Annotated in this window: 26 protein-coding genes and 1 pseudogene; 10 read left to right on the top strand and 17 right to left on the bottom strand. The window is 68.5% G+C overall.

Annotation, left to right across the window (positions count from 1 at the left end; genetic code table 11):
• The first annotated feature begins 7 nt into the window (after positions 1-7).
• Entirely contained in the window at positions 8-787 is a 780-nt protein-coding gene (locus tag KIT86_RS03790; RefSeq protein WP_297395179.1) for a GntR family transcriptional regulator, read from the top strand.
• A gap of 12 nt (positions 788-799) precedes the next feature.
• Here KIT86_RS03790 and KIT86_RS03785 read toward each other — a convergent pair whose 3' ends face one another.
• The 3 genes from KIT86_RS03785 to wrbA are packed head-to-tail and all read right to left on the bottom strand — an operon-like array spanning position 800 to position 3,094.
• Positions 800-1,261 (bottom strand): carboxymuconolactone decarboxylase family protein, encoded by a 462-nt coding sequence (locus tag KIT86_RS03785; protein WP_297395177.1) that lies wholly within the window; start codon positions 1,259-1,261, stop codon positions 800-802.
• Positions 1,262-1,298: 37 nt separating this feature from the next.
• Positions 1,299-2,471 carry a CynX/NimT family MFS transporter gene (locus tag KIT86_RS03780; RefSeq protein ID WP_297395175.1) on the bottom strand — a complete coding sequence of 391 codons (1,173 nt, stop codon included), beginning with the start codon at positions 2,469-2,471 and terminating at the stop codon, positions 1,299-1,301.
• Positions 2,468-3,094: an NAD(P)H:quinone oxidoreductase gene (gene wrbA / locus KIT86_RS03775; protein WP_297395173.1), complete on the bottom strand. Its 627-nt coding sequence runs from the start codon at positions 3,092-3,094 to the stop codon at positions 2,468-2,470. The genes KIT86_RS03780 and wrbA overlap by 4 nt, the downstream gene beginning before the upstream one ends.
• Before the next feature lie 101 nt (positions 3,095-3,195).
• Between wrbA and KIT86_RS03770 the strand changes: the two genes are divergently transcribed.
• On the top strand, positions 3,196-4,155 hold the full coding sequence (locus tag KIT86_RS03770; protein WP_297395172.1) for a LysR family transcriptional regulator: 960 nt from the start codon (positions 3,196-3,198) through the stop codon (positions 4,153-4,155).
• A gap of 85 nt (positions 4,156-4,240) precedes the next feature.
• Here the strand turns inward: KIT86_RS03770 and KIT86_RS03765 are convergent, their stop codons facing one another.
• Positions 4,241-5,218, bottom strand: coding sequence for a tripartite tricarboxylate transporter substrate binding protein (locus KIT86_RS03765; RefSeq protein ID WP_297395170.1), 978 nt, complete (start codon positions 5,216-5,218; stop codon positions 4,241-4,243).
• 178 nt (positions 5,219-5,396) lie between these two features.
• Between KIT86_RS03765 and KIT86_RS03760 the strand changes: the two genes are divergently transcribed.
• Positions 5,397-6,347: a LysR family transcriptional regulator gene (locus KIT86_RS03760; protein WP_297395169.1), complete on the top strand. Its 951-nt coding sequence runs from the start codon at positions 5,397-5,399 to the stop codon at positions 6,345-6,347.
• On the opposite strand, the gene pcaB is transcribed toward KIT86_RS03760, so the two are convergent.
• The 4 genes from pcaB to KIT86_RS03740 are packed head-to-tail and all read right to left on the bottom strand — an operon-like array spanning position 6,313 to position 10,636.
• Complete coding sequence (pcaB, locus tag KIT86_RS03755) at positions 6,313-7,659, bottom strand: 3-carboxy-cis,cis-muconate cycloisomerase (protein ID WP_297395168.1); 1,347 nt, start codon at positions 7,657-7,659, stop codon at positions 6,313-6,315. The genes KIT86_RS03760 and pcaB overlap by 35 nt on opposite strands.
• 45 nt (positions 7,660-7,704) lie before the next feature.
• The gene (locus KIT86_RS03750; protein WP_297395167.1) at positions 7,705-8,535 is read right to left on the bottom strand and encodes a CoA ester lyase; all 831 of its coding nucleotides are present in this window, start codon (positions 8,533-8,535) and stop codon (positions 7,705-7,707) included.
• Between the two features lie 10 nt (positions 8,536-8,545).
• Positions 8,546-9,745 carry a CaiB/BaiF CoA-transferase family protein gene (locus KIT86_RS03745; RefSeq protein WP_297395166.1) on the bottom strand — a complete coding sequence of 400 codons (1,200 nt, stop codon included), beginning with the start codon at positions 9,743-9,745 and terminating at the stop codon, positions 8,546-8,548.
• Between the two features lie 30 nt (positions 9,746-9,775).
• Positions 9,776-10,636 (bottom strand): MaoC family dehydratase N-terminal domain-containing protein, encoded by an 861-nt coding sequence (locus tag KIT86_RS03740; RefSeq protein ID WP_297395164.1) that lies wholly within the window; start codon positions 10,634-10,636, stop codon positions 9,776-9,778.
• 206 nt (positions 10,637-10,842) lie between these two features.
• On the opposite strand from KIT86_RS03740, the gene KIT86_RS03735 reads away from it, so the two are divergent.
• Positions 10,843-12,870 (top strand): 4-oxalomesaconate tautomerase, encoded by a 2,028-nt coding sequence (locus KIT86_RS03735; protein WP_297395162.1) that lies wholly within the window; start codon positions 10,843-10,845, stop codon positions 12,868-12,870.
• Here the strand turns inward: KIT86_RS03735 and KIT86_RS03730 are convergent.
• The 4 genes from KIT86_RS03730 to KIT86_RS03715 are packed head-to-tail and all read right to left on the bottom strand — an operon-like array spanning position 12,853 to position 15,815.
• Positions 12,853-14,589 carry a SulP family inorganic anion transporter gene (locus KIT86_RS03730; protein WP_297395160.1) on the bottom strand — a complete coding sequence of 579 codons (1,737 nt, stop codon included), beginning with the start codon at positions 14,587-14,589 and terminating at the stop codon, positions 12,853-12,855. The genes KIT86_RS03735 and KIT86_RS03730 overlap by 18 nt on opposite strands.
• Positions 14,590-14,608: 19 nt before the next feature.
• Positions 14,609-15,043, bottom strand: a complete 435-nt coding sequence (locus KIT86_RS03725) for a YeeE/YedE family protein (protein WP_297395159.1) — start codon at positions 15,041-15,043, stop codon at positions 14,609-14,611.
• A gap of 11 nt (positions 15,044-15,054) precedes the next feature.
• Positions 15,055-15,492 carry a YeeE/YedE family protein gene (locus KIT86_RS03720; RefSeq protein ID WP_297395158.1) on the bottom strand — a complete coding sequence of 146 codons (438 nt, stop codon included), beginning with the start codon at positions 15,490-15,492 and terminating at the stop codon, positions 15,055-15,057.
• Positions 15,489-15,815, bottom strand: coding sequence for a helix-turn-helix transcriptional regulator (locus KIT86_RS03715; protein ID WP_297395156.1), 327 nt, complete (start codon positions 15,813-15,815; stop codon positions 15,489-15,491). The genes KIT86_RS03720 and KIT86_RS03715 overlap by 4 nt, the downstream gene beginning before the upstream one ends.
• Positions 15,816-15,911: 96 nt before the next feature.
• Here KIT86_RS03715 and KIT86_RS03710 point away from each other — a divergent pair, with 96 nt between their 5' ends.
• The 4 genes from KIT86_RS03710 (at position 15,912) to KIT86_RS03695 (ending at position 17,825) form a co-directional block, all read left to right on the top strand.
• The gene (locus tag KIT86_RS03710; RefSeq protein WP_297395154.1) at positions 15,912-16,787 is read left to right on the top strand and encodes an MBL fold metallo-hydrolase; all 876 of its coding nucleotides are present in this window, start codon (positions 15,912-15,914) and stop codon (positions 16,785-16,787) included.
• Between the two features lie 40 nt (positions 16,788-16,827).
• Entirely contained in the window at positions 16,828-17,022 is a 195-nt protein-coding gene (locus KIT86_RS03705; protein WP_297395153.1) for a DUF2892 domain-containing protein, read from the top strand.
• 132 nt (positions 17,023-17,154) lie between these two features.
• Positions 17,155-17,304 carry a hypothetical protein gene (locus KIT86_RS03700; RefSeq protein WP_297395152.1) on the top strand — a complete coding sequence of 50 codons (150 nt, stop codon included), beginning with the start codon at positions 17,155-17,157 and terminating at the stop codon, positions 17,302-17,304.
• Positions 17,301-17,825 (top strand): flavodoxin, encoded by a 525-nt coding sequence (locus tag KIT86_RS03695; protein WP_297395151.1) that lies wholly within the window; start codon positions 17,301-17,303, stop codon positions 17,823-17,825. The genes KIT86_RS03700 and KIT86_RS03695 overlap by 4 nt, the downstream gene beginning before the upstream one ends.
• Positions 17,826-17,906: 81 nt before the next feature.
• Here KIT86_RS03695 and KIT86_RS03690 read toward each other — a convergent pair whose 3' ends face one another.
• The gene (locus tag KIT86_RS03690; RefSeq protein WP_297395149.1) at positions 17,907-18,068 is read right to left on the bottom strand and encodes a 2-oxo acid dehydrogenase subunit E2; all 162 of its coding nucleotides are present in this window, start codon (positions 18,066-18,068) and stop codon (positions 17,907-17,909) included.
• A 309-nt stretch (positions 18,069-18,377) separates the two neighbouring features.
• Between KIT86_RS03690 and KIT86_RS03685 the strand changes: the two genes are divergently transcribed.
• Positions 18,378-19,325, top strand: a complete 948-nt coding sequence (locus KIT86_RS03685) for a Crp/Fnr family transcriptional regulator (RefSeq protein ID WP_297395147.1) — start codon at positions 18,378-18,380, stop codon at positions 19,323-19,325.
• 119 nt (positions 19,326-19,444) lie between these two features.
• On the opposite strand, the gene KIT86_RS03680 is transcribed toward KIT86_RS03685, so the two are convergent.
• From KIT86_RS03680 to KIT86_RS03670, 3 genes and pseudogenes are all read right to left on the bottom strand, one after another.
• Entirely contained in the window at positions 19,445-20,092 is a 648-nt protein-coding gene (locus KIT86_RS03680) for a phosphoribosyltransferase (protein WP_297395145.1), read from the bottom strand.
• 25 nt (positions 20,093-20,117) lie between these two features.
• Positions 20,118-21,914: pseudogene (locus KIT86_RS03675) on the bottom strand (adenosylcobalamin-dependent ribonucleoside-diphosphate reductase); the annotation flags it as partial.
• A 163-nt stretch (positions 21,915-22,077) separates the two neighbouring features.
• Positions 22,078-22,506: an Hsp20/alpha crystallin family protein gene (locus KIT86_RS03670; protein ID WP_297395144.1), complete on the bottom strand. Its 429-nt coding sequence runs from the start codon at positions 22,504-22,506 to the stop codon at positions 22,078-22,080.
• 238 nt (positions 22,507-22,744) lie between these two features.
• Here KIT86_RS03670 and KIT86_RS03665 point away from each other — a divergent pair, with 238 nt between their 5' ends.
• Entirely contained in the window at positions 22,745-25,420 is a 2,676-nt protein-coding gene (locus KIT86_RS03665; protein ID WP_297395142.1) for a cation-translocating P-type ATPase, read from the top strand.
• 80 nt (positions 25,421-25,500) lie between these two features.
• Here the strand turns inward: KIT86_RS03665 and KIT86_RS03660 are convergent.
• On the bottom strand, positions 25,501-26,111 hold a 611-nt coding region (locus tag KIT86_RS03660; RefSeq protein WP_297395140.1), incomplete at its 5' end, for an SDR family oxidoreductase.

Below are 26,111 nucleotides of genomic sequence, written 5' to 3'. Positions count from 1 at the left end.
GACCCTGATGAAGCCACTGAACGACTCGCCGCCGGTGAGTCCAAGACCTTTGACAAGCGCACTGGACATCGGCACGGCCACCTACGTGAAGCTGCTCATGCGATTTCGCCGAAGGATCGAGACCGGAGAATGGCCGGTTGACCAGCAGATCCCTTCGCTGGAAGCGCTGGTGGAGGAAACCGGGGTGGCCCGCGCCACCGTCCGGCATGCACTGAGCTTCCTCGAGAGCGAAGGCCTGATCGGCCGCTACCGGGGCCGCGGCACCTTTGTGCTGCGGCGCCCGGTCAGCGAAGTGTTCTACGACATCCCGACCGACTGGCACACGCTGGTGGACCAGACGCCCGAGATCGACATCGAGTGGCTCGCCACCGCAACGGTCAACGATGCCATTCCGGTGTCCCATCCGGGGGGCACGCTGTCGCCCAGTGGCTACCAGTACTTCCGCCGCCTGCAGCGCCACAACCAGATCCCCTACTTCCTCGGCATCTCCTACCTGGAACAGGGCCTCTTCAAGAAGATCGGCAAGAAGCCCTTCAACACGCCGGCACCGATGCGCGTGCTCCAGAAGCACGCCGGTGACCGGCTCGGCCGCGCCGAGCAGACGATCACCGCCACGACCGCCGACCCGGAGATCTCCACGCTGCTGCAGCTGGCCATTCACGCGCCGGTGATGGTGGTGTCGCGCACCGTGTTCGACGTGGACAAGGTGGTGATCTACGAGTCCACGGGCATCTTCAGGGCGGACTTCGTGCGCGTGCGCAACGTGCTGCGGGAGGGGCCGGGCTGAGTCTTCCTGACCTCAACCGGCCGCATAGGGGGTTTCGGGCACCGGGGTGTGAAAGCTGGCATTGAGCATGTTCCAGGCCCGGATGGCGCCGACGGCGAACGTCAGCTCCGCCACCGCGCCGTCGCTGAAGTGCCGCCGCAGGTCTTCGAAGTCGGCATCGCTCGGTGTCCGTTGTGGCAAGGCATTCACCGCCTCGGCCCAGTGGAGCGCGGCGCGCTCGGCGTCGCTGAAGAAGCGCGGCGCCTCGCGCCAACCCGCCACAGCGTTGACGTGGCGTGGGTCCATGCCCTGCTTCACCAGGTCGGCCCAGTGCATGTCGATGCAGAACGCACAGCCATTGATCTGGCTGATGCGCAGGTTCACCAGCTCCTTCAGCCGTTTGTCCAGCGTGGCGCCGGCAACGTGTGAAAGCTGGGCGAGGGCCTTGGCGGCCTTGGGCGCCAGTGTGAAGTAGTCAAGTCGGGGAGAGGACATCGTGAGCTCCTGGGTTGAAAAGGGGATCCTTGTCTTGCTAGACGGGCTTGGGCGCCGTTTTGTGACAGACGGTCCAGGCCATGGCCAGTGCCGCAGCCAGCACCCAGACCGCAGCGGCCGGCCAGCCGTGACGGTCCACCGCACTGCCGACCAGCACCGGCCCGAGCGCCTGGCCCAGGTTGCTGCCCTGCATCAGCAGCCCCACCGCGAGGGCCGCCTGCGCGGGCGTGGAGGTGACCCGAGGTACCGCGGACAGCAGGGTGGCCGGGATCAGACCGCCCACGGCCGAGAACACCAGGCACAGGGCGAACGCCATCCCAGGACCCAGCACCGGCAGAAAGATGCCCAGGCCACAGAGGCCCATCGCGATCGCCGCACAGGCACCCAGCGCCTCACGGCGCACCTTGCCCAGCAGGACTGCCGCGCACAGGTTGCCCACGATGTTGGCCGCGCAGGCCACCGCAGCGAGCAGCCCGACGGCAACGGCGCCCACCTGCAGGCGCTGGTGCAGCAGCACGGGCAGAAAGCTGAAGAGCGCGAAGAACATCAGGCTGTAGAGCAGGAACGTGGCGGCCATCGCCAGGGGTTCGGAGCGCCAGACCTCGGCCAGGCGGGCCGGGTCGCCCTCGCGGGCAGGCCGTGGACCACGCGGCACCCACCCCACCACCAGGACCACGAGCAGACCGGCCGCCAGCGCGGCGGCCCCCCACAGGCCGCGCCAGCCGCCAAACCACGGCCCGGTGAGCATCGCCAGCGCCATGCCTGCAGGCATGAAGCAACTCCACAAGACCAAGGCGGTGGCCTGATCCTTCGCACGCACCCGGCGCGCCAGCACCGTGGGCCCGGCCACCGTGATCAACAGGAACCCCAGCCCCTCCACCACGCGCGACGCCAGCAGCACACCGAAGCGGTCGGTCGGCACCGCCATCGCCGCTCCCAGTGCCGTGGCCAACAGCCCGAGGACCAACATGCGGTGGTCGCCGGCACGGGCCACCACGGAGCCCGCCACCACGCCGCCCAGTGCGCCCAGCACGGCGAAGGTGGCGCCGAGGGCGCCCAGCATGCCCAGGCTGAGGCCCAGATCGGCCTGAAGCTGGGGGGCCGCGATGGCGGCCTTGCCCAGGTGAAAGGCCGAGACCACCCCGGCCGCCACCACCACCCACACGGCCCGCCAGTCGGTGCGTACCGGGTTTGAAATGGCCTCGCTCACGCCACCGCCATCGGCTGCGACAGCGCGAGCGCCCGGGCCACCCGCGCCACATGGGCGCCCTGGTAGCGGGCCGCTTCGATTTCATTCAGGCTGGGCTGGCGGTCGCCGCCCAACCCGTCATCGGCCAACGTGGCCGCGCCATAAGGCGAGCCACCGGTGATCTCGTCCATGCGCATCTGACCCTTGAAGCTGTAAGGCAGGCCCACCACCACCAGGCCCAGGTGCATCAGCACGATGTGCGTCGATAGGATGGTCGACTCCTGCCCGCCGTGCTGGCTTCCCGTGGAGGTGAAGACGCTGCCCACCTTGCCCACCAGCGCATCCCGGGCCCACAGGCCACCGGCCTGATCGAGAAAGTTCTTCATTTGCGCGGCCATGTTGCCAAAGCGCGTGGGCGTGCCCAGCACGATGGCGTCGTACACGGCAAGCTCCTCCACGGTGGCCACCGGCACGTCTTGCGCCAGCTGGTAGCCGGCCTTGCGGGCCACGGCGTCCGGCACCAGTTCGGGCACGCGCTTGACCACGGCCTGCGCGCCCGCCGTGCGCGCACCCTCGGCCACGGCGCTGGCCATGGTCGCGATGTGGCCGTAGGAAGAGTAATAAAGCACCAGCACTTTGGTCATGGCGTGAACTCCTTTCATGTGGGAATGGCAGAAGTATCGACAACCAACTTGATCTGCGGAAGGCCTAAAATTACGCGCTTCATGATCTATGAAATCGATCAATGCTGGACGCCCTCACCCTCGATCAGATTCGCATGTTCGTGACCGTGGCCGAGGCCGGCAGCTTTCGTGCCGGGGCCGCGCGCCTGCGGCGCGCGCAGTCGGCCGTGAGCCACGCGATCGCCAACCTCGAGCACCAGCTTGACGCGAGCCTCTTCGATCGCGGCGGCCACCGTCCCACACTCACGCCGGCCGGCGTGGCCTTGCTGGAAGACGCGCACGCGGTGCTGCTCAAGGTGGACTTCATGCGGGCACGCGCGCGCGGCCTGGGCCAGGGCGTGGAGATCGAGCTGTCGCTGATGGTGGACACGCTCTACCCGCTGCCCGTGGTGGCCGCCGCGCTCAAGGAGGTGCGCGAGACCTGGCCGTCGGTTCGGCTGCGCCTGGCGGTCGCGCCACTGGGTGGTCCGCTGCAAGCGCTGCGCGAGCGGCGGTGCGACCTGGCCATCATGGCCGGCGAAGACTTTCTCGACCCGCGCATCGAGACCGAGGCGCTGCAGCGGGTGCCCATCGTGGCGGTGGCCGCCGCCAGCCATGCGCTGGCCCGTCGCCGCAAGGCGCTCACCAGCGTCGAGCTGGCCGACCACGTGCAGATCGTGCTGGAGGATCCCACGCCGCTGTCCGAGGGACGCGACTTCGGTGTGCTGTCGCCCCAGACGCTGCGCGTGGGCACGCAGGACGCCAAGCGGGCCCTGATCCTGGGCGGGGTGGGTTGGGGCCGCCTGCCGCGGTGGGTGATCGAGCGAGAACTGGCCGAGAAGCAACTGGTGCCCTTGGCCGCCACGGCCCTCGGTCCGCAGGGCGTGGCGCACACGCAAACCTACTTGGCCCGCCGCACCGACCGCGCCCTTGGTGTCGCCGCGACGGCCCTGCGCCTCGCCTTGCACCAGCACGCGTCGCTGCCGCAGGCGCGCCAGCGGCGCGCGCGCAATGCCCCACGTTCAGACCCGGCGACGCCCTGATGTTCTGACACAGCGTTGAACCGGCACCGGCCGGGCGCCGGCCCGGTGGTCGAAACGCCACAGGGCCAGAGCGAAGTTCGCAGCCTCAGTCGGCCTTGAGTTTCGCGGCCTGCACCACCTGCTTCCACTTCACCTGCTCGGCGGCCACGAAGCTGCGCATTTCGTCCAGGCCCATCGTGTCGACCTCCGCCCCGTGCTCTTCGAGGCGCTTGACCACCGCCGGGTCGGCCAGCACCTGGTTCAGCGCCTTATTCAACTGCTCCAGCACCGGCTTGGGCGTCTTGGCGGGCGCGAAGATGGCGTACCACTGCGACACGTCCACGTTGTTGATGCCCTGCTCCTTGAGCGTGGGCACGTCGGGCATCAACGGAGACCGCTTGGACCCGGCCAGGCCCAGCGCCTTGAGTTTGCCGTTCTTCACGTTCGGCATGGCCGTGAACAGGCTCGGAAACATCACCTGCGTCTGGCCCGCCATCGTATCGGTCACGGCGGGCGCCGAACCTTTGTAAGGCACATGCGTCATCGCGGTGCCGGTGGAGAGCTTGAACATCTCCGCCGCAAAGTGAGGCGCCGTTCCATTGCCCGCGGACGCGTAGTTGATCTTGTCCGGGTTGGCCTTCATGAAGGTCACCAGCTCCTTGGCGCTGTTGGCGGGCACCTGGGTGTTGGCCACCATGAGCGTGGCAGAGTAGCCCACCATGCCCACCGGCTCGAAGTCCTTGACGGGGTCGTAGCGCAGCTTTTGCAGCGAGGGGTTCATCGCATGGGTGGCGATGTAGCCCAGCATCAGCGTGTAGCCATCGGGCGCGGCTCGCGCGACGAACTCGCTGGCGATCGCGCCATTGCCACCGGCCTTGTTGTCCACGATGACGGACTGCTTGAAGATGAGCGACAGGGCCTGGCCGATGGTCCGCGCCATGGCATCGTTGGCGCCGCCGGCCGAGGTCGGGACGACGATGCTGATGGTCTTCTCCGGGTAGGCCGCCTGCGCGGCCGAGCAGGCCCACGTGGTGGCGATCGCCAGGGCAACTGCGCTGAGCACACGTCTTTTCTGAATCTGCATTTGTCTTCTCCAATGGGTGGGGGGTGACCTCGATGGCCCGCTGCGAAGAGCTTCCAGGTGTGCCGGCACTCTTTGATCGCGCAACGTATGGTCGCCGTTGTCGCATGCCAAGTAAATTGCATGTTTGCGAATCACTGATGCACAATTTGGATCAACCAGAACCCATTCGCACCCAGCCATGGCCATCAACTTCAACCTCAACGACCTGCAGGCCTTTCGTGCGGTGGCCGAACTGAGCAGCTTTCGCAAGGCCGCCGACGCCCTCCATGTGTCGCAGCCCGCATTCAGCCGGCGCATCGAAAAGCTGGAAGAAGCCCTGGGGGTGAAGTTGCTGGAGCGCACCACGCGCAAGGTCGAGCTCACGGCCATCGGCCGCGACTTCGACAGGAAGGTGCAGCAATTGCTCGATGAGCTGGACAACACCTTGCTGGGCATCCGCGGGGTGGGCAGCACCCGCATGGGCGAGGTCACCATCGCCTGCGTGCCGTCCACGGTGTACTACTTCATCTCGCACGTGATCTCGCGCTACCGCGAGCAGTACCCCAAGATCCGGGTGAAGATTTTCGACGCCAGCGCCAACGAAGTGCTCTCCGCCGTGTCGCGCGGCGAGGCGGATTTCGGGCTCAACTTCATGGGCGCCCAGGAGCCCGACATCGAGTTCAAGCCGTTGCTGGAGGAGCGCTTCGTCGCGGCCTGCCGCCGCGACCACGCCATGGCCAGGAAGCGCCGCGTCTCCTGGGCCGAGCTGGCCAAGTACGACTACATCTCGGTGAGCAAGGCCTCGGGCAACCGGCTGCTGATCGACCAGGCCCTCTCGGGCCAAGCCGGGTTGCCGCAGAACATCTACGAGGCGCAGCACGTGACGACCATGCTCGGGCTGGTCGAAGCAGGCCTGGGCGTGGCGGCCGTGCCCGCGATGGCCATGCCGGCTCCGGGCCACCCGCTGCTGGTGAGCGTGCCGCTGGTCGACCCGATCATCACCCGCAAGGTCGGCCTCATTCGGCGCAAGGGCCGCTCGCTCTCGCCGGCCGCACTGCAGCTCTATGAATTCTTCGCGGAGATGAAGCCCAAACGCGGCAAGGCCGCCGAGGGCCCTAGCGCCGCGCCGCGAGCACCCGATCGACCATGACGCCCGCCTGCCCCAGGTGGTTGGCGGGCTCGCACATGGCTTCGAGCTGGGCACGGGTCACGTGCGAGGTGATCTCCGGGTGCACGGCCAGGATCTCGATCAGCGGCCGATCCTCCTTGAGCGCCTGGCGGCAGAGGTCGTAGACCAGGTCGTGCGCGTACTCGCGGCCGATGTAGGGGCCCAGGCCCATCATCACCGCCTCCGACATCACCAGGCCGTTGGTGATGTCGATGTTGGCGCGCATGCGCGTGGCATCCACCTCCAGGCCCTTGAGCACGAACTTGGTCTGCTTGAGCGCACCGGACATGAGGCAGAAGATCTCGGGCAGCGACACCCATTCGATTTCCCAGGGGCCGGTGGAGCGCTCGTGGTCGGCGACCATGGCGTCCATCAGGGCCGCGGCATGCTGCCGGGCGACCGAGATGTTGGCGTGGATGTAAAGGCAGGAGATCGGGTTGCGCTTCTGCGGCATGGTGGAGGACGAGCCGCGCCCCGGTGCGTAGGGCTCGAACACCTCGGCCACTTCGGTCTGCATCATGAGCTTGACGTCCATGGCGATCTTGCCGAGCGAGCCACCGACGAGGCCCAGGAACGCGCCGACTTCGGCGATGGTGTCGCGCACGGTGTGCCACGAAATCAGGGGCTGGGCCAGGCCCAGCTCCTTCATCAGGCCGGCCTGCGTTTCCATGGCGCCCTTCTCCAGCGACGACAGGGTGCCCGAGGCGCCACCGAATTCGCCCATCAGCACGCGGGGCTTGAGTTGCTGCAGCCGCTCCCGATGGCGGTCGATGCCGGCCAGGATGCTGGCCATCTTGTAGCCAAAGGTGATGGGCGTGGCCTGCTGCAGGTTGGACCGACCGATCACCGGCGTGTCCCGGTACTTCCGGGCCAGCGAGGCGAGGGCTTCACCGATCTCGTCCAGATCCTGCTCCACCAGCGCAAGCCCTTCGCGCATCTGGAGAACGGCGGCGGTGTCGGTGATGTCCTGGGTGGTGGCGCCCCAGTGGCAGTACTCGCCGAGCTTGTCGCGGCAGTTGGCATTGATCTGGTTGACCACCGCGATGATCGGATAGCCGATCTGTTCGGTCTTGGCCTTGAGCTTGACCCAGTCGATCTGCGACAGCTCGCAGTTCCTGACGATTTCATCGGCCGCTTCCTGCGGAATGATGCCGAGCTGCCCCTGGACCTTGGCCAGCGCGCGCTCGATGTCGAGGTACTTGGCCGTGCGGTTCTCGTCGGACCAGACCTCGCGCATGCGCGCGTCGCTGAACATGTCGCCAAAGATGCGCGAATCAATGATGGTGGAAGCCATGGTGTTTCTTTTCTCCGTGGTGATCGATGGGAAGGGATGCCGCTTTCAATGCCGGGCGGCCAGCAACGTGCGCCGCGCCTGGCGCACCACGGGTGCGTCGACCATGCGGCCATCGAGCCGGGCCACGCCGGGCGAGGCCGCGTCGGCCGCCAGCACCCGCCGCGCCCAGAGCAGTTCGGCCTCGCTGGGTTGCAGTGCGCGGTGGATCGGCTGCACCTGATCGGGGTGGATGCACAGCTTGGCACCGTAGCCGTGGCACCGCGCCAGGGCCAGGTCGGCCAGCAGCCGCGCCTCGTCATGGAGCTGAGGTGTGACGCCGGCCACGGGTGCGGGGAGATCCGCCAGCCGCGAGGCCAGGGCGATGCACGCCGCCGCGTGGTTCAGGCCCGTGGCGTCCTGCCGGATGTCGAGGTCCAGGTCCAGCGCGAAGTCCAGCGTGCCGAACACCAGCCGGGCCACGCCGTCGGCCCCCGCCACCTCGTCCACGCGGGCCAGGCCCCTGGCGCTTTCAATGAGCGCCAGCACCTGGGCGCCTGGCAGGGATTCGACGACGAAGCGGATCTGCTGTGCCCGCTCGGTCTTGGGCAGCATGATCTGCGACACACCGGTGCCCAGAAGCGCGGCCAGGTCGTCCGCGAACGCGTCTGAGGTCAAATCGTTGATGCGCACCACGCAGCGATCACGGTCGGCGGGCGCGGCGGCCTTCAACCAGCGGACCACGTGGGCGCGCGCTGCGGCCTTGTGCTCCGGCGCCACGGCGTCTTCCAGATCGAGCACCACCGCATCGGCGCCACTGGCCAGGGCTTTGCCGAAGCGCTCGGGCCGCGTGCCGGGCACAAACAGGTAGGTGCGCGCGGGGGCGGGCAATGAGGACATGCCCGTGCCCTCAGATGGCCTTGGCCGCGCGCAGCGCGGCGATGCCGTGCGCGCCATAACCCAGCTCGGCCAGGATCGCATCGGTGTGCTCGCCAAGCGCGGGCACCGGGTCCATGCGCGGGCCCTCGTTCCAGGTGCCCGGCGGCAGCATCGCGGGCAAGGGCCCTTGCGGCGAGCCCACCTCGGTCCAGCGCTGGCGCGCGCGCAGCTGCGGATGGGCCCAGACATCCGCCATGGTGTTCACGCGGGCGCTGGCGATCTGCGCCACCTCCAGCCTCGCTTCCACCTCGGCCACCGTCAGCGGCCGGAAGGCGTCCACAATGATCTGGCGCAGGGCGGCGCGCTCGGCGACGCGTTTGAAGTTGGCTGTGAAGCGGGGGTCGGTGGCCAACGCGGGCTGGTGCAGCACCTTGTCACAGAAGCTGACCCATTCGCGCTCGTTCTGCAGCCCCAGCATCACGTGCGCGCCCTCCTCCTGCGGCCCGACCGGAAACGGGCCGTACGGATAGATCGTGGCATGGCTGGCACCGGTGCGCGGCGGCGGTGCGGCGCCCTCGAAGGCGTAGTAGAGCGGGTAGCTGGTCCACTCGGCCAGCGACTCCAGCATGGAGATGTCGATACGCTGGCCCCGGCCGGTCTGGCTGCGCTGCATCAGGGCCGCGAGGATGTTGCTGTAGGCGTACATGCCCGCGGCGATGTCCGCGATCGAGGGGCCGGCCTTGCAAGGCTCGTCGGCCGTGCCGGTCACCGAGACGAACCCCGCTTCGCTCTGGATCAGCAGGTCGTAGGCCTTCCTGTCGCGGTAGGGGCCCGGGTTCTGCGGGTCATCGCCGTACCCCGAGATGTCGCAGACGATCAGGCCGGGCTTGACCGCGGCCAGCGCCTCGTGGCTCAGGCCGAGCCGGGCGGCCGCACCGGGCGCGAGATTCTGCACCACGACATCGGCCTTCTCCAGCACCAGGCGCTCCAGGATGCGGGCCGCCTCGGGGTGCTTGACGTCCAGCGTGAGGCTTTCCTTGGAGCGGTTGGTCCAGACGAAGTGCGATGCGAGGCCGCGCACCCGCTGGTCGTAGCCGCGCGCGAAATCGCCCGTGCCGGGGCGCTCGATCTTGATGACGCGCGCGCCCAGGTCGGCCAGCTGGCGCGTGGCAAAGGGCGCGGCGATGGCGTGCTCGAGGGTGACGACGGTGATGCCGGCAAGGGGCTGCATGAAGGTCTCGTGTGATCGTGGTGGAAGGAATCAGCGCAGCGCCACGGTGGCATCCATCGTGAGCCAGCCTTCGTGGTCGCTTGCCCACAGGTGCACCGTCTTGCCGTCGGCCGCAGGCGCCCCCTGCACGTGAAAGGCATGCAGGTCGAAGGTGGGGCGCACCGCCTTGAAGCGGAAGCTGGCCACGTCGGCCTCGGGCATTTCCCGGCGCAGCAGGTCCAGCAGCAAGGTGGCGATCAACGGGCCGTGCACCACGAGGCCCGGGTAGCCCTCGACCTGGGTCACGTACCGGCGGTCGTAGTGGATGCGGTGGCCGTTGAAGGTGAGCGCCGAGTAGCGGAAGAGCAGCACGTCGTCGGGCACGATCTGGCGGCGCCAGGCCGCCTGCGCGGGGGCGGCCTGCGGGGGCGGGGCCACATCGCCCGGCTGCTGGGCGTCGCGGTAGACGATGTCGTGGAACTCCACCAGGGCCGGTGCGCTCGCGCCGTTGCACCGGATCTCGTGGCGCACTTTCACGAACACCAGCTTGCCCGTGCGGCCTTCCTTGCTGCTCACGTCTTCGATGGTGGACGTGCGGGCCACCCGGTCCCCCACCCGGATCGGGGCGATGAAGTCGAACTGGCTCCCCGCCCACATGCGGCGCGGCAAGGGCACCGGGGGCAGAAAGCCGCCGCGCCGGGCGTGACCGTCGGCACCGATGTCGGATTGGCGGTGCAAGGGCAGGAAATACAACCAGTGCCACAGCGGCGGCAGCGGCGTGCCGGGCGAGGTGTCGGCCGCGGGGTGGTCGAGCGTGGCGGTCAGGGCGGCCACGGGCGTCGGGTGGACGGTGTCATGCACCGTCTCGCTCCGACCGATCCATGCACGCAATTCGTCGGTGGTCTGGGTCATGCGGATGTCTTTCGTTCCCGGCGCTGGAACGGGAAGCGCCGGACAGACAGTTTCGGTCCATCCCGCGGCAAAGTGAATTGCAATATTGAGAACAAGTGATGCGCTCGACGCATCAATGCAGGGCCACCCCGTTTGTTGCAAACGATGGATCAATGCATCTCAACTATGCAATTCACAGAAGCATGGCAGCTCTTGAGAATGCGCCCATGAACAAAGTCATTCCCTGCGTCCTCATGCGTGCCGGCACCTCGCGCGGCCCGTTTTTTCTGCGTCACTGGCTGCCCGACGGCGACGAAGCCCGCGACCAGGCCCTGATCGGTGCGATCGGTGCCTCGGACCCTTTGCAGCTCGACGGCGTGGGCGGCGGCAGCACCTTGAACAGCAAGGTGGCCATCGTCTCTCGCTCCACCCAGCCCGACTGCGACCTCGACTATCTGTTTGCCCAGGTTGGCGTGGGCCACCGCTCCGTGGACACCCGGCCCAACTGCGGCAACATGCTCTCGGGCGTGGCGCCGTTCGGCATCGAGCAAGGCCTGGTGAAGGCGCAGGACGGCGTGACCAAGGTGCGCGTCTTCAATGTCAACACCCGCTCGCGCATCGACGTGACCGTGCGCACGCCCCATGGGCGCGTGACGTACGAGGGCGACGCGCGCATCGATGGCGTGGCCGGCACGGCCGCGCCCATCCTGCTGGACTTCCTGGATGCCTGGGGCGCGGTGACGGGGCAGGTATTTCCAACGGGCAACCGCATCGACCACATCGACGGCACCGCCGTCACCTGCATCGACGCGGCCATGCCCCTGATGATCGTGCGCGCGACCGATCTGGGCGTCACCGGCCGAGAAAAGCCGGTGGCACTGGACGCCAACAACGCGCTGCTGGCGCGCATCGAATCGCTTCGCCTGCAGGCGGGCCGCAGGATGGGGCTGGGCGACGTCTCCCAAAGTGTGATTCCCAAGCCGGTGCTGGTCAGCGAGGGCGATTCACCCCACAGCGTCACCTCAAGGTACTTCACGCCGCACCGCTGCCACGCCTCGCATGCCGTCACGGGCGCGATCGGGGTGGCCAGCGCCTTCGCCTTGCCGGGCACGGTGGCCAGCGGCATTGCGCGCGAGGCCGGCCGCCACAAGCTGGTGGTGCTGCATCCTGCGGGCCAGATCGATGTCGAGGTGGATCTCGCCGGGCAGGGGGATGGCGCCGAGGTCAGGGGCGCCGCGCTGGTTCGCACGGCGCGCAAGATCATGCAGGGCGAGATGCACCTGCCCGACTACGTGTTCTCGCGCCCCGAGGAGGCGCCAGCGCCCACCCCCAAGCCCATCACCATCATGGTCCCGACCGCCGCCGGCGGAGGGAACGACACCATGGCCCGCATCATCGCCAGCAAGATGGGGCGGCTGCTCGGGCAGGAGGTGCTGGTGGACAACCGGGCCGGTGCCAACGGCGCGATCGCCAGCGAATTTGTCGCCCGCGCGCAGCCCGATGGCCACACGCTGATGTTGGGCTATGTGGGCACGCACGCGATGAACCCCGCGCTGCAGAAGCTGGGCTACGACCCTGTGAAGGACTTCGAGCCGATCGGCCTGGTGGGCTCATCGCCCACCCTGATGGTGGTCCACCCCAGTGTCTGCGCGCCCAGCGTCCAGGCTCTGGTGGACCGACTCCGGGAGGCCCCCGGCGACCTGATGTACGCCTCGGCAGGCGACGGCACGCCGCCCCACTTCGCTGCGGCGCTGTTTCTGCTGGGCAGCGGAACCCACATGGCCGGTGTGAAGTTCGACGGCGCGGCGCCGGCCATGGCCGACCTGGTCAGCGGACGCACGCAGGTCATGTTTCCCAGCCTGTTCACCGCCCACCCGTTCGTGCGCAGCGGCCAGCTGCGCGCCATGGGGGTTGCGGGCGCCAGCCGCCTGCCCAGCCTGCCCGGGGTGCCCACATTGGCAGAGGCCGGCATCGAGGGCGTGGACGTCACGCAGTGGTATGGCCTGTTCGCGCCGGCGCACACACCGGCGGCGACGCTGGCCCGGTTGAACCAAGCTTTGAACGCGGCATTGACCGACGCGGCCGTGGTCGCCCAGTTCGAGAACCACGGGGCGAGGGTGGAGCCCGGCACGCCGCAGGCGTTGCGGGCCAGGGTCGACAGCGACCTTGGCCGGTGGCAGCGGCTGGTCGCGCAGGGCGCGCTGGACGTGGCGGATGCTCGGCTCGTGGACGGCGGACTAACCGACGCCGGGTGAAAGCGCCTGGATGGCCTGGTAGTGGGTGAGAAACACCCGCCCGCTGAGCTGGCGCATAAAGTCCGTGTGCTTGAGGCGGTCCATCACCGGCCCCTTGACCTCGGAGAGGTGCAGCCGCAGGCCGGCGCCGCGCAGGCGCAGATCGATGGCCTCCAGGCTCTCCAGGGCGCTGGCGTCGATGTCGTTGATCGCCGAGCACTGCAGTACCACATGCGCCAGCTCGGGCCGGCTGGCCACGGCGTCGTTGATGCGGTCTTCCAGCGCGCGCGAGTTGGCGAAATACAGGCTTTCGTCGACCCGCAGGCCCAGCACCCGTGGGCTCACCACCACGGCATGGCGCTGCACGTTGCGGAAGTGCTCGGTGCCCGCCACCCGGCCCACCTCGGCCATGTGCGGGCGGCTGGTGCGGTAGAGGTAGAACGCCAGTGACAGCGCCACCCCCACCACCAGCCCCGTCTCCACCCCCACGGCCAGCGTGGCCACCAGGGTGGCCGCCACCGCCAGAAAGTCCGGCTTCGCGTAACCCCAGGTTTTGCGCAGGACGCTGAAATCCACCAGCGAGAGCACCGCCACCACAATGGTGGCCGCCAGCGTGGCCTGAGGCAGGTAATACAGGGCCGGGGTGAGGAACAGCGAGGCCAGCGTGATGCCGACGGCCGTGAACACGCCGGCCGCCGGTGTCTGCGCCCCGGCATCGAAATTCACCACCGAGCGCGCGAACCCCCCGGTCACCGGAAAGCCCCCGGTGAAGGCGGCCGAAAGGTTGCCCGAACCCAGCGCCACGAGCTCCTGGTCCGGCTCGATGCGCTGGCGCCGTTTGGCCGCCAGCGTCTGCCCCACCGACACCGACTCCACGAAACCCACCACGCTGATGAGCAGGGCCGGCACCAGCAACTGCTGCCACAGGCCCAGGTCCCACAGGGGCAGCGTGAACGGCGGCAGGCCCTGCGGCACCGCCCCCACGATCTTCACGCCCTGCGCCGGCCAGTCCAGCCCCCAGGCCAGCAGCGTGGTCACGGCAATGGCCACCACCGGGCCGGTCTTGGCCACCACGTCGGCGGTGCGCGGCGCCATGCCCAGGCGCTGCAGCAGCGGCTTGAGGCCGCTGCGCACCCAGAACAGAAATGCCACCGTCAGCGCACCGATGAGCAGCGTCAGCCCATGCACCTGGCCCGCCTGCGACCCAAGCGAGAGGCTCAGCTCCACGAAGTTGTGCCCTTCGGCCTTCACGCCCATCAGCGTCTTGAGCTGGCTGGCCGCGATCAGGATGCCCGAGGCCGAGATGAAGCCCGAGATGACCGGGTGGCTGAGGAAGTTGGCCAGAAAGCCCAGGCGCAACAGGCCCATGGCCAGGAGCAGCAGGCCCGAGAGAAAGGCCAGCGTGATGGCCACTGCCCAGTAGGCGGGCGTGCCCGCCGCCGCGTGCTCAGCGATGGCCGCGGCCGTCATGAGCGAGACCACCGCCACCGGGCCCACGGCCAGCACGCGGCTGGTGCCGAAGACGGCGTAGAGCAGCAGCGGCGCCACGCTGGCGTACAGCCCCACTTCTGGCGGCAGTCCCGCGAGCATGGCGTAGGCCAGGCTCTGGGGAATCAGCATGATGGTGACGATCAGCGCGGCCACGCCGTCGCCGAGCAGCGTTTCCCGGTTGTACGCCCGGCCCCACTGCAGCACCGGCAGCGAAGGCCACCACGGGCGCGCTCGGGTCGATGGGCTCATGGGTGCGGGCTTGGGCGGGTCAGGCACCCATGCGGCGGCGCAGGCCCGAGCGCTCGGCCACTTCGAAGATCAGCATGCCCACCACCATGGCCGCCACGAACACCGCGGCCTTCCATTCGCCGGATGCCATGGAGACGATGCCAGGGCCTGGGCAGAAGCCTGCCAGGCCCCAGCCGGCCCCGAACGTGAGGCCGCCGATCACCAGGCGCTTGTCGATCTGGGTGGCCTTGGGCAGGTGAAAGGCGCCACCGAGCAGGTTGGTCGTGCGCCGGCGGGCCAGGGCAAAGGCGAAGAAGCCCACGGCGATGGCGCCGCCCATGACGAACGCCAGCGAAGGGTCCCAGGTGCCGAAGAGGTCCAGGAAGCCGAGCACCTTGCCCGGGTCGGTCATGCCCGAGAGCAGCAGACCCAGGCCGAACAGCAGGCCCACGAAGAATTCGGTGATGCGGTGCATGTGAACGCTCCTTACAGGACGTGGCGAACCACGAAGACCATGGCAAAACCCGCGCCCATGAAGGCAAGGGTCGCCACCATCGAACGGGGCGAAAGGCGCGAGAGCCCGCACACCCCGTGTCCGCTGGTGCAGCCCGAGCCGTAGCGGGTGCCCAGGCCCACCAGCAAGCCGGCGGCCACGATGGTGGCCGAGCCCGCGTCGATGCGCGGAGCCTGCACGAAGCCGGCAGGCGCCAGCAGGCCATAGACCATCGGCGCGGCCAGCATGCCCAGCAAAAAGGCGATGCGCCAGCCGGCGTCGCCCACCTTCGGCGGCAACAGCCCGCCCAGGATGCCGCTGATGCCCAGCACCCGGCCATTGACAAGGATGAACAAGGCCGAGGCCACGCCCAACAGAATGCCGCCGCCCAGCGATGCCCACGGCGTGAAATGGACCCAATCGATGTTCATCGCTTCTTCCCCTTCTTGTCGCAGAACTGTGCGTACAGCACCTGCATCACCGCCAGCGCCTGCGGGCTGTCGAGCAGGTAATAAATGTTCTTGCCTTCGCGGCGCGTGCTCACCAGCGCTTCCTCGCGCAGCACGGTCAGCTGTTGGGACAGCGTGGGCTGCACGATGCCGAGCAGTTCCTCCAGCTCACCCACGCGGTGTTCGCCTTGCGAGAGCTGGCAGAGGATCAAGAGCCGGTCCGGGTTGGACAGCACCTTCAGGAGCCGGCAGGCATCGGCCGCGGCGGCCTGCATGTCGTCGAGGTCAAGGGTGGCGTTCTTCATTGCGGGAGCATCTCCGTTTCATCCATGTTCAAAATTATATTGACTGACATTATATTTGTCAATAAACTATCTTCAGCCTATCTGAAGGACCCCACCATGAACCCTCTGAGTACCTCACCGCAAGTGCACGGCCAGTTCGATCCGGCCACCTGGACCGTGACCTACGTCGTCCACAACGGCCCGGGCAGCGAGTGCGCCATCATCGACTCGGTGCTGGATTACGACCCCAAGTCCGGCCGCACGCGGCACGCCTCGGCCGACCGGGTGATCGAGTACGTGCGCACCCACGATCTGAAAGTGCGCTGGATCCTGGAGACCCACGCCCACGCCGACCATCTCTCGGCAGCGCCTTACCTGCGGGCCCAGCTCGGCGGGAAGATCGGCATCGGCGCCCACATCACGACGGTACAGAAGGTGTTCAAGGGCATCTTCAACCTGGAGCCCGGCTTCAAGATGGACGGCTCGCAGTTCGACCACCTGTTCCAGGAAGGGGAGGCCATCCCGCTGGGCGCCTTGTCCGGCGAGGTGATGTTCGTGCCCGGCCACACGCCGGCCTGCGCCGCCTACCGGTTCGGCGATGCGGTGTTCGTGGGCGACACGCTGTTCATGCCGGACGTGGGCACGGCGCGCTGCGACTTCCCCGGCGGCAACGCCCGCGCGCTTTACGCCTCCATCGGAAAGCTGCTGAGCCTGCCGCCGCAGACGCGCCTTTTCATGTGCCACGACTACCCGCCCGACGACCGCCCGGTGGCGTTCGAGACCACCGTGGCCGAGCAACGCGCCAGAAACATCCACGTGCACGACGGCGTGAGCGAAGACGCTTTCGTGGCCATGCGCACCCGGCGCGACGCCACGCTGGAGATGCCCACGCTGATCCTGCCCTCGGTGCAGGTCAACATCCGCGCCGGTGAGCTGCCGCCCCAGGAGGACAACGGCGTGGCCTACCTGAAGATTCCCCTCAACGCACTCTGACCGGGTGCATCCTTCGTTCCCTCACTTCCGGAGCATTGCCATGACCAAGAACGTCGGCGGTATCGACCGCATCCTTCGCATCGCCATCGGCCTGGCCCTCATTGCGGCCGCGGCCACGGGCACCATCGGCCTGTGGGGCTACATCGGCGCCCTGCCGCTGGTGACGGGCCTGATCGGCTGGTGCCCGCCCTACGCCCTCTTCGGCTGGAACACCTGTTCGATGAAGAAGCCATGATGGCGGTGTCCGTCTCGCTCCAGCAGCAGGCCGACTACCGCTTCGAATTGAGCATGCTCAAGGCAGGGGGCTGCGCCCCGCTTCACACTCCAGGCATCGCTGCCGAGAGCGGCTTTTCGGAGGCCATCCGACGTGAGCACAGATCCCCAGAAACGCGGCACCGCCTTGTTCCGCGTGCTGATCGCGGTGGACGGCTCCGAGCACGCCGACCACGCTCGTGCACCGCGCGGCCGTGCCGGTGTCGTTGGTGAAATGAATTCGAACCAGAGAAGCGGTCCATGAAGCGCGTTCTGGTTGTCTACTACTCCCGCAGCGGCTACACCGAGTTCGTCGCGAAAAGAATCGCCGCCGCCTGCCATGCCGATCTGGAGCGCATCGAGGATCCGCGAAAGCGCGAGGGCGTGTTCCAGTACCTGCGCAGTGCGCTGGAAGCGCTCCTGGGCTGGAGACCGGCCATCGCACCAGGGCGGCGCCGCCCCGCCAACTACGATCTGGTCATCATCGGTACGCCGGTGTGGTTCTGGAACGTGGCCAGCCCGGTGCGCACCTGGCTGCAGCGCCACCACACGGCGCTGAGCCAGGTGGCGGTGTTCTGCACCTTCGGCGGCTCCGGCCACGCCAAGGTGCTGGACGACCTGGAGGGGCTGTGCGGACACCGGGCACTGGCCCGCCTGGCGCTGACCGAAGGCGCGGTGGACCAGTATCAGCTGGACCCGCCCCTGCACACCTTCCTGCTCGAACTCAAGCGCTGGCAGCCGACGCCAGCGCCGCTGCCGCAGCCAGAGCGTCAGGCGACTGCCTGAACAGGCCAGGAAAACCGCGCTGCCGTTCCTGCTCGCACCGCATGAGCCCGGCCCCTTCCCACCCGGCTCGGCCGGACCGGCTCAGGCGGCGCCACCGGCCAGAAGCGGTTGAGGATCGCGCAATTGATCGATCACCAGCGCCAGAAAGCGGCCGCCCACGGCCCCATCGATCACACGGTGGTCATAGACCAGCGTCAGCGGCAGCATCTGACGGGTCGCGAAAGCGCCGTTCACTTCGACCACCCTGGGGCTGGTCCACCACGACGACCGCCTCCAGCGCCGCATGCACAAAGGGCGACGAAGCCTGCGAGGCAGGCGAGTCGGCAAAGTCCGAGGCGGGTGGGAAGGTCACATGGGATCCCTCAAGCGTGGGGCGAATCGGCGCGACCGCTCCTCGCGATCCAGGCCTGCCTCCACATCCTGAGATGCTAGTGAGATCCGCCGGACAGGCCCAGCGGCTTCGCCTGGATCCTTGACCAAGATCAAGCGCCATGGCCTGGCATCGGACTTTTCTGATGGCCCCCTCGGATTCCGGCACAGAACGCTGCGGCGATGTCCGAACGATCGCGGTGGCGCAGTCCGATGGCGCGGCGCGAGCGGCTGAAGGATGCTCGCACCATCGACAAGCCCACGCCCATTCCCGAGGAGTCCCCCTTGAGCAAGCCCACCTTCATCGCCACCCCGTCAGCCCCTGAAGAGGGGGATGCGGCGCCCGCGGGGCGCACCACCCTGGCCGACCTGCTCCGTCTCTTCGACCCCGATGCGCCCAACCGCCCCGAGGCCGGCGACGAGGCGGCCCGCACGGCGGTGGGCATGCGCCGCGTCAAGGCGGGCGCGAACCTGATCCGCATGGGTGCGCCGGCCATGGCGCTGTACTTCGTGCGCACCGGCACTTTCAAGATCTCGCGCGTCGACGAGGACGGCTACGAACAGGTGCTCGCCTTCGCCGGTCGCGGCGAGGTCATCGCCTACGAGGCGATCTGCCAGGACGCATACCCCACGAATGCGGTGGCGCTCGAAGACGCCACGGCGTATGTGGTGCCCAAGGCGGACCTGGCGAATTTCTGCCGCGCGGTGCCGGCCTTCGAGATGGCCTTGCATCGCGCGGCAAGCGCGGCGCTGGTTCACACCAACGACCTGGTGGACGTCATGGCCGCGGTGTCGTCCGAGGTGCGCCTGGCGCGGTTTCTTCTGCAGCTCTCGCGCAAGATGGCCCAAGCCGGTCAGTCACCACGCCGTTTCATCCTGCGCATGGGGCGCCGCGACATCGCCAGCCTGCTGGGGGTCGCGCACGAAACGGTCAGCCGCTCCTTCGGTTCGCTGGCGACGGCCCGCGTGCTGCATGTGGACGACCGCGACGTGGAGATCCTGGACCTGGACGCGCTCCGCGCTTACGCGCGCTGCACGCGCAGGGCCCACGAGGACCCCATGGCGCCCCGGCCCGGCCGGCTGGCCGCGGCGCCGCACCGCATGCCGGGAAGGCAGTCGCTGGCGGCATGACCAGGCCGGCCCTCGCCCTCGCCCTCGCCCTCGTTGAGCATCCTCAAGTGCGCACGAGGTAAGAGGGCCAAGGCACGCATGGCCTCGGCTGCGGCAGCACGGCTCACCTGCGCGGACGACTAGGCTGGCGCCTCGGGCGGACCGGCCGGCCGGAGCAGCGCCACGACCTCGGCGTCCTCCACCTGGGGAAACGAGCGGTACCACTGGCTGACCGCCGCGAAGTCGATGGGTGCATGCAGGCACACCACCTCGTCGGCCAGCGGGCGCACCGGGATCAGGCTCTGCGGGGCGGCCACCGGCACAGCGCAGACAAGCCACGCGGGATGGCACCCGCGCACGGCGTGCAGGGAGGCGATCATGGTCGCGCCGGTGGCCAGGCCATCGTCCACGACGATCACGGTGCGGCCCGCGATCGGCAACGGCGCGCGCTGCGGCGTGTAAAGCGCACGGCGGCGCTGCATCTCGTCCAGCTGAAGCCGCCGCTCGCCCTCCAGGTAGGCGGGGGTCATGCCGGCGGAGGTCGCATGGGGGACCATGTAGGTCCGGCCCGTCTCGTCGATGGCACCGATGGCGAGCTCGGGATTGTGCGGCGACCGCAGTTTGCGGACCATCACGAGGTCCAGCTCGCCGTTGAGCCGCCGGGCCAGTTCCGCACCCATGGGCACCGCGCCGCGCGGGATGGCCAGCACCAGCGGGTGACGGTCCCGATAGCGCCACAGCGCGTCGGCCAGCTGCCGGGCTGCATCCTGTCGATCTTCAAATCGCATGCTTTTGCGCCTCGCCAACGGCCTGGGCATGCACGCGCAATACCGCGCCCCGGATCGGGTTGGGCCGGTAAGTGGTGATGCCTTTGAGACAGCCGCTCCACGCCTGGAGGTACAGGTCCCGGAATGCCTCATACGGCAGATCGACCGGCACGTTCACCGTCTTGGAGATCCCGGCATCGACGAATGGCTGCACCGCTTCCACCATGGCGATATGGTCCCGCGCCGACATCGACTGCGCACTGACGAAGTACGCGGGCAGGCGCTCCACATCACCGCCCAGGGCCCGGTACTGGCGCCACGCCGCGTCCTCCACGCCGCAATCGAGCTTGCCGCCCGCGGCATCGCGCAAGGTGCGCCGGTAGCACCAGTCAAACGGGGGTTCGATTCCGTTCGAGGTGTTGTCGGCAAACGCGAGGCTGACACTGCCGGTGGGCGCGATCGACAGCAGGTGGCTGTTGCGGATGCCGTGTTCGCGAATGGCCTCCTGCAGCGCCTTGGGCAGGCGGCTGGCGAAGTTGTCCGGTGCGAGGTATTTGCCGGCGTCGAATCGGGGAAAGGCGCCTTTCCCGCGCGCCAATGCCACCGAGGCGGCGTACGCCGCGTCCCGCATGCAGCGCGCCACGCGGGCAGCCATGTCGCGGCCTTCCTGCCGGTCATACCGAAGACCCAACATGGCCAGGGCATCGCCCAGACCCGTGAGGCCGACGCCGATGCGCCGCTTGGCCTGGGCCTCCAGCCGCTGCTGCGGCAGGGGCCAGGCGGTGAGGTCGATCACGTTGTCGAGTGCGCGCACCTGAATCTGCACCGCCTTTCGAAACGCACCGAAGTCCAGCTCGGGCGATCCGCCGATGCCAAACGGATGAAGGACGAAACGCGGCAGGATCAGTGGGCCGAGGTCGCAGCTGCCATAGGGCGGCAACGGTTGCTCGCCGCAGGGATTGGTCGCCTCGATGTGCTCGCCGCAACGCAGGTTGTTGTCCTGGTTGATGCGGTCGAGGAAGAGCATGCCAGGCTCGCCGTGGTCGTAGGCCGAGCGGACCAGGCGGTCCCACAGCTCGCGCGCCGGCAGAACGCGGTAGACGAAGCGCCCGTCGGCGCGCTCAAGCGCGCTGGGCGCCTCGCCCGCCGAAGCGGGCCGCACAGGGTGGACCAGCGCCCACGGCTGGTCCTCGACCACCGCGCGCATGAACGCGTCCTGCACGCCCACCGAGAGGTTGAACGTGCTCCATCGGCCGGGTGTGCGCTTGGCCTCGATGAAATCGAGCACATCGGGGTGGTCGGCGCGCAGCACACCCATTTGCGCCGCACGCCTCCCACCCTGGGTTTCCAGGGTCGCGCACGAACGGTCGAACAGGTCGATGCAGGCACAGGGGCCGGGTGGGGCGCCGCCGCTGGCATACGGCTGCGCCGCGCGGGGACGCAGGCGCGAGAAATCACAGCCCACGCCGCCCCCGCAGCGCAGCGTCTGCAGCGCCTCGCGCAACGCCACCTCGACGCAGGGATACCCCGCCGCGTCCACCCCTTGAAGGGCGTCCCCCACCGGCTGCACGAAGCAGTTAATCAACGTGCGCCCGAGCGCGGTGCCCGCGCCGTGCATGATGCGGCCGGCGCCCAGGGCGCCCGCACGCAGGTTGTCCAGGAAAAGGGCCTCGTACCGGACGCGCTCCGACGCGGCCTCCACCGACGACAGCGCGCGGGCCACGCGCTGAAAGACATCCTGCGCGCCACGCTCGCCGGGCTGGAGATACCGCTGCCGCAGCACATCGAGGCAGATGGCCTGGGGTGCCAGAAGCTCGCTGTCCTGGAGAGATGCGCGTGCCATGGAATCCTCTTCGACAAGCCTCGGCATCGAGCGGGCCACGCCATTTTTTTACCGCGTCGGCTCATGGCGTTCAACCGAGGAGCGCCTGCAGTGTGCGCGCGGCTTTTCGGCACGCCTTGATCCTGGTCAATTCAAGTCATCCGCCTCGCACGGCCGTCGCGATCTACTGGATGGCAATGCGCTTGTTGGAGACACCCGCCTTCTTCGGCAGGGTCAGCTCCAGGATGCCGTTCTTGTAGCTGGCCTGCACCTTGCCTTCGTCCACCGGGCAGGCCAGCGTGAAACTGCGGCTGGCATAGCCGGCCTGGCGTTCGCGCCGCAACACGCGCCCCCCGTTGCCCTTTTCTTCCTTGTCCGACTTCACCTCGGCGCTGATGGTGACCGTGTTGCCGTCCACGCGCACGTCGATGTCGTCCTTCTGGACGCCGGGAATCTCGGCCTTGACGGCATAGTTGCCGTCCTTCTCCGAGAGGTCGATCTTGATGCGCGGCGCGGCGTCGGGCAGCTCCATGCGCCATGGCCGCATGAGCGAGCGCAAGGCATCGTCAAAGGGGTCGAGGGAGAAAGGGTCAATGGCACGAAGTTCGTTCATGGTGATGCTCCTTGGAGGCCGTGAATGGGGCTCGCCGCCGGGGTCCGTGGTGACACCACGGAGCGCGGGCGAAGCGGCATGTTGCGGCGCGGCCGCTCCCGCTGCATTGAGCATGCGCAACACCCCCGCGGGCTGTGCGTCGCTGCCGGCCTCTGAGCCTCGTCTGGGTTGATGGAACGCAAGGCCCGGCAGGACTGCCCGCTTTAGAGTGACCGTTCTTGAACTTGCAAGCCCCGCCATGAAGGAGCCGTGGATTCCGGTTGCCAGCGGCTCGCCCGCACCGCTTTGCCCCCGCGCCGCCAAAGGCGGTCCGCCGAGGGCGGCGCAGACCCCTGCGCCCGACCCGGCGAGCCCCCTCGAAGGGGGTCTGTCCGACGCCCAGGCCGCGCAGCGCCTGATCGAAGACGGGCCCAATGCGCTGCCCGGCGGACGGCGCCGCTCCTTGCTCTCGATCGCCCTGGCCACCGTGCGCGAGCCGATGTTCCTGCTGCTGCTGGGGGCGGCCACCCTGTACCTGCTGCTGGGCGAACCGCAGGAAGGCGCGACGCTCCTGGGGTTCGTGGCCGTCACCCTGGGCCTCACCCTGTACCAGGAGGGCAAGACGGAGCGCGCGATCGAAGCGCTGCGCGATCTGACCAGCCCGCGCGCCCTGGTCATTCGCGGCGGGCGAGCGCAGCGCATTGCCGGACGCGAGGTGGTGCGGGGCGACCTCCTCAAGCTGAGCGAGGGGGACCGCGTGCCCGCCGACGCCCTGCTGATCACAGCCGACGGGGTGCGGGTCGATGAATCGCTGCTGACGGGTGAGTCGGTCCCCGTCGGCAAGCGGTCGGCGCAGCCCGATGAACAGGCTGCCGCGGCGGCGGCCTCTGCGCGCGGTGCGCCGGGCGGCGACGAAAATCCAGCGGTCTATGCGGGCACGCTGATCGTCCAGGGCAATGCGCTGGCGCGGGTGACGGCCACGGGCGCGCGCAGCGAGATCGGCCGCATCGGTGCCAGCCTGAGCCATTGGCTGGACGAGCGTTCGCCGCTGCAGAAACAGACGGACCGCCTGGTTCGGCAGCTGGCCTGGATCGCGCTGGCGCTGAGCCTGACGCTGGTGCTGTCGCAGGGGCTGATGAAGGGTGAATGGCTGCCGTCCTTGCTGTCGGGCATCGCCCTGGCGATGGCCTTGTTGCCCGAGGAGTACCCGGTGGTGCTGACCCTCTTTCCCGCGCTGGGCGCGCGCCGCCTCTCCCAACAAGGCGTGCTGACGCGGCGCATCAACGCGATCGAGACCCTGGGTGCAATCACCGTGCTGTGCAGCGACAAGACCGGCACCCTGACCGAGAACCGCATGACGGTCACGCAGCTGGTGGGCGGCGGCGTCGGCCTGACCGACAGCCTCTCGCTGGACGCGCGGACGCAAGGTCCCTTGCCCGAAGCCTTGCACCTCTTGGTGGAACTGGCGATCCTGGCGAGCGTGGTCGACCCGTTCGATCCGATGGAAAAGGCCTTCCATGAGCTCGGCAGGCGCTTTCTGGCCGGCACAGAGCACCTGCACCACGACTGGCAGCTGGTGCAGGCCTATGCGCTGAGCCCCACGCTGCGAGCGATGTCGAATGTGTGGGCCGCACCGGGCGAAGCGGGCTGCACGGTGGCGGCCAAAGGCGCGCCCGAGGCGGTGATGGATCTGTGCCACCTCGACGCGGCGCAGCAGTCTCGCGTCGTCAGCGCCGTCGAGGCCATGGCCGCCAGCGGACTGCGCGTGCTGGCGGTGGCGCGCGCATCGATGGCGGGGCACGCCTGGCCGGCGGATGCGCACGGCTTCGATTTCGACTTCATCGGCCTGATCGGCCTGGCCGACCCGGTGCGCGCAGAGGTGCCTTCGGCGGTCGCCGAATGCCATGCCGCCGGCATTCGCGTGGTCATGATCACCGGGGACTACCCGGCCACCGCGAAGGCCGTGGCGCAACAGGCCGGGATCGCCGGGCGCGCAGCGCACGTGCTGACCGGCACCGAGATCGAGGCGCTGGACGATGCGCAGCTGCGCGAACGCATGGCCGGCGTGACCCTCTGCGCCCGCATCGCCCCTGCGCAGAAGCTGCGCATCGTGCAGGCGCTCAAGGCCCGGGGCGAGATCGTCGCGATGACAGGCGACGGCGTGAACGACGCGCCGGCACTGCGTGCGGCGCACGTGGGCGTGGCCATGGGCAGGCGCGGGACCGATGTGGCCCGGGAGTCGGCTTCGCTGGTGCTGATCGACGACAACTTCGCGGCCATCGTCGCCGCGATCCGCCTGGGGCGCCGGATTTTCGACAACTTGCGCCAGGCGATGTCGTACATCCTGGCTGTGCACGTTCCCATCGCCGGCATGGCGATGCTGCCGGTGCTCTGGGGATGGCCGGCCCTGCTGTCTCCGATGCACATCGCCTTGCTCGAACTCATCATCGATCCCGCGTGCTCGATCGCCTTCGAGAATGAACCGGCGCAAGGCCAGGTGATGCGCCGCCCACCGCGCGATGCGGCCGCGCCCCTGTTCGGCGGCGCCACCCTGGGCTGGTCGCTGGTCCAGGGGCTGGGGGTGCTGTCGGTCGTGTTGGCCGCGTTTGCCTGGGCCAGCACGCGCATGGACGAGCCACAGGCAAGGGCCTTTGCGTTCGCGACGCTGGTGGTGGGCAACCTGGCGCTGATACTGGCCAACCGCTCGGCCACCCGCTCTCTGTGGGCCACCCTGCACACGCCAAACGCCTTGCTCTGGGCCGTGATGGGGCTGGCCACCGCGCTGTTGCTCATCGCGCTCTACCAGCCCTGGGTCGCCGGCGTGCTTCGGTTCGCCCCCCTGCCCCTGATGGAACTGGCTCTGGCCTGTGGCCTGGGCATGCTGAGTGTCTTCTGGTTCGAGGGCGTCAAGCGGCTGCGGCAGGGCGCGCGGTGACCCGGTGGCCCTTTGTGCAGGGGCGCCGCGTCATGGCTCAGGGCCCGCGTCCACCCCCGAGACCGCAGGCGCTTACAGCCTCACATCAGACCGGGATAGGTGCCGCCGTCCACCTGCACGTTCTGGCCCGAGATGAACCCGGCGAGGTCGCTGCACAGGTATGCGCAGATGGAGGCAAATTCCTCCGGCGTGCCGAAGCGCTTGGCGGCGATGGTGTTCGTGATGGTTCGTCGGGCGTCTTCCAACGAAACCTTGTCCAGCTTCGCTCGGCGCTCGATCATGAATTGCTGCCGTCCGGTGTCGATCCGCTCCGGCAGCAGGTTGTTGATCGTGACGTTGTCCACCGCGACATCGCGCGACACGGCCTTGCAGAAGGCCGTGAGGCCCGCGCGCGCCGTGGTGGACAGCGACATGTGCACCAGAGGGGCTTTCACCATGGCCGACGTGATGTTCACCACCCGCCCGAACCTGCGCGCGCGCATCCTGGGCACATAGGCCTGGATCAGTGCGATGGGCGCCAGCAGGTTCGATTCCAGGGCCGCCAGCCAGTCCTCGTGTTGGAAGCCCGCCCAGTCTCCGGGCGGTGGACCGGCGTTGTTGTTGACCAGGATGTCAGGATCAAGGCAGGCGGCGATGATGCGCTCACGCCCAGCCACCGTGTTCAGGTCGGCCTGGATGGTCGATACCGTGG

Source organism: Hydrogenophaga sp., assembly GCF_026125825.1.
Classification (GTDB): domain Bacteria; phylum Pseudomonadota; class Gammaproteobacteria; order Burkholderiales; family Burkholderiaceae_C; genus Hydrogenophaga.
This window is presented reverse-complemented; position numbering and strand designations above follow the sequence as displayed.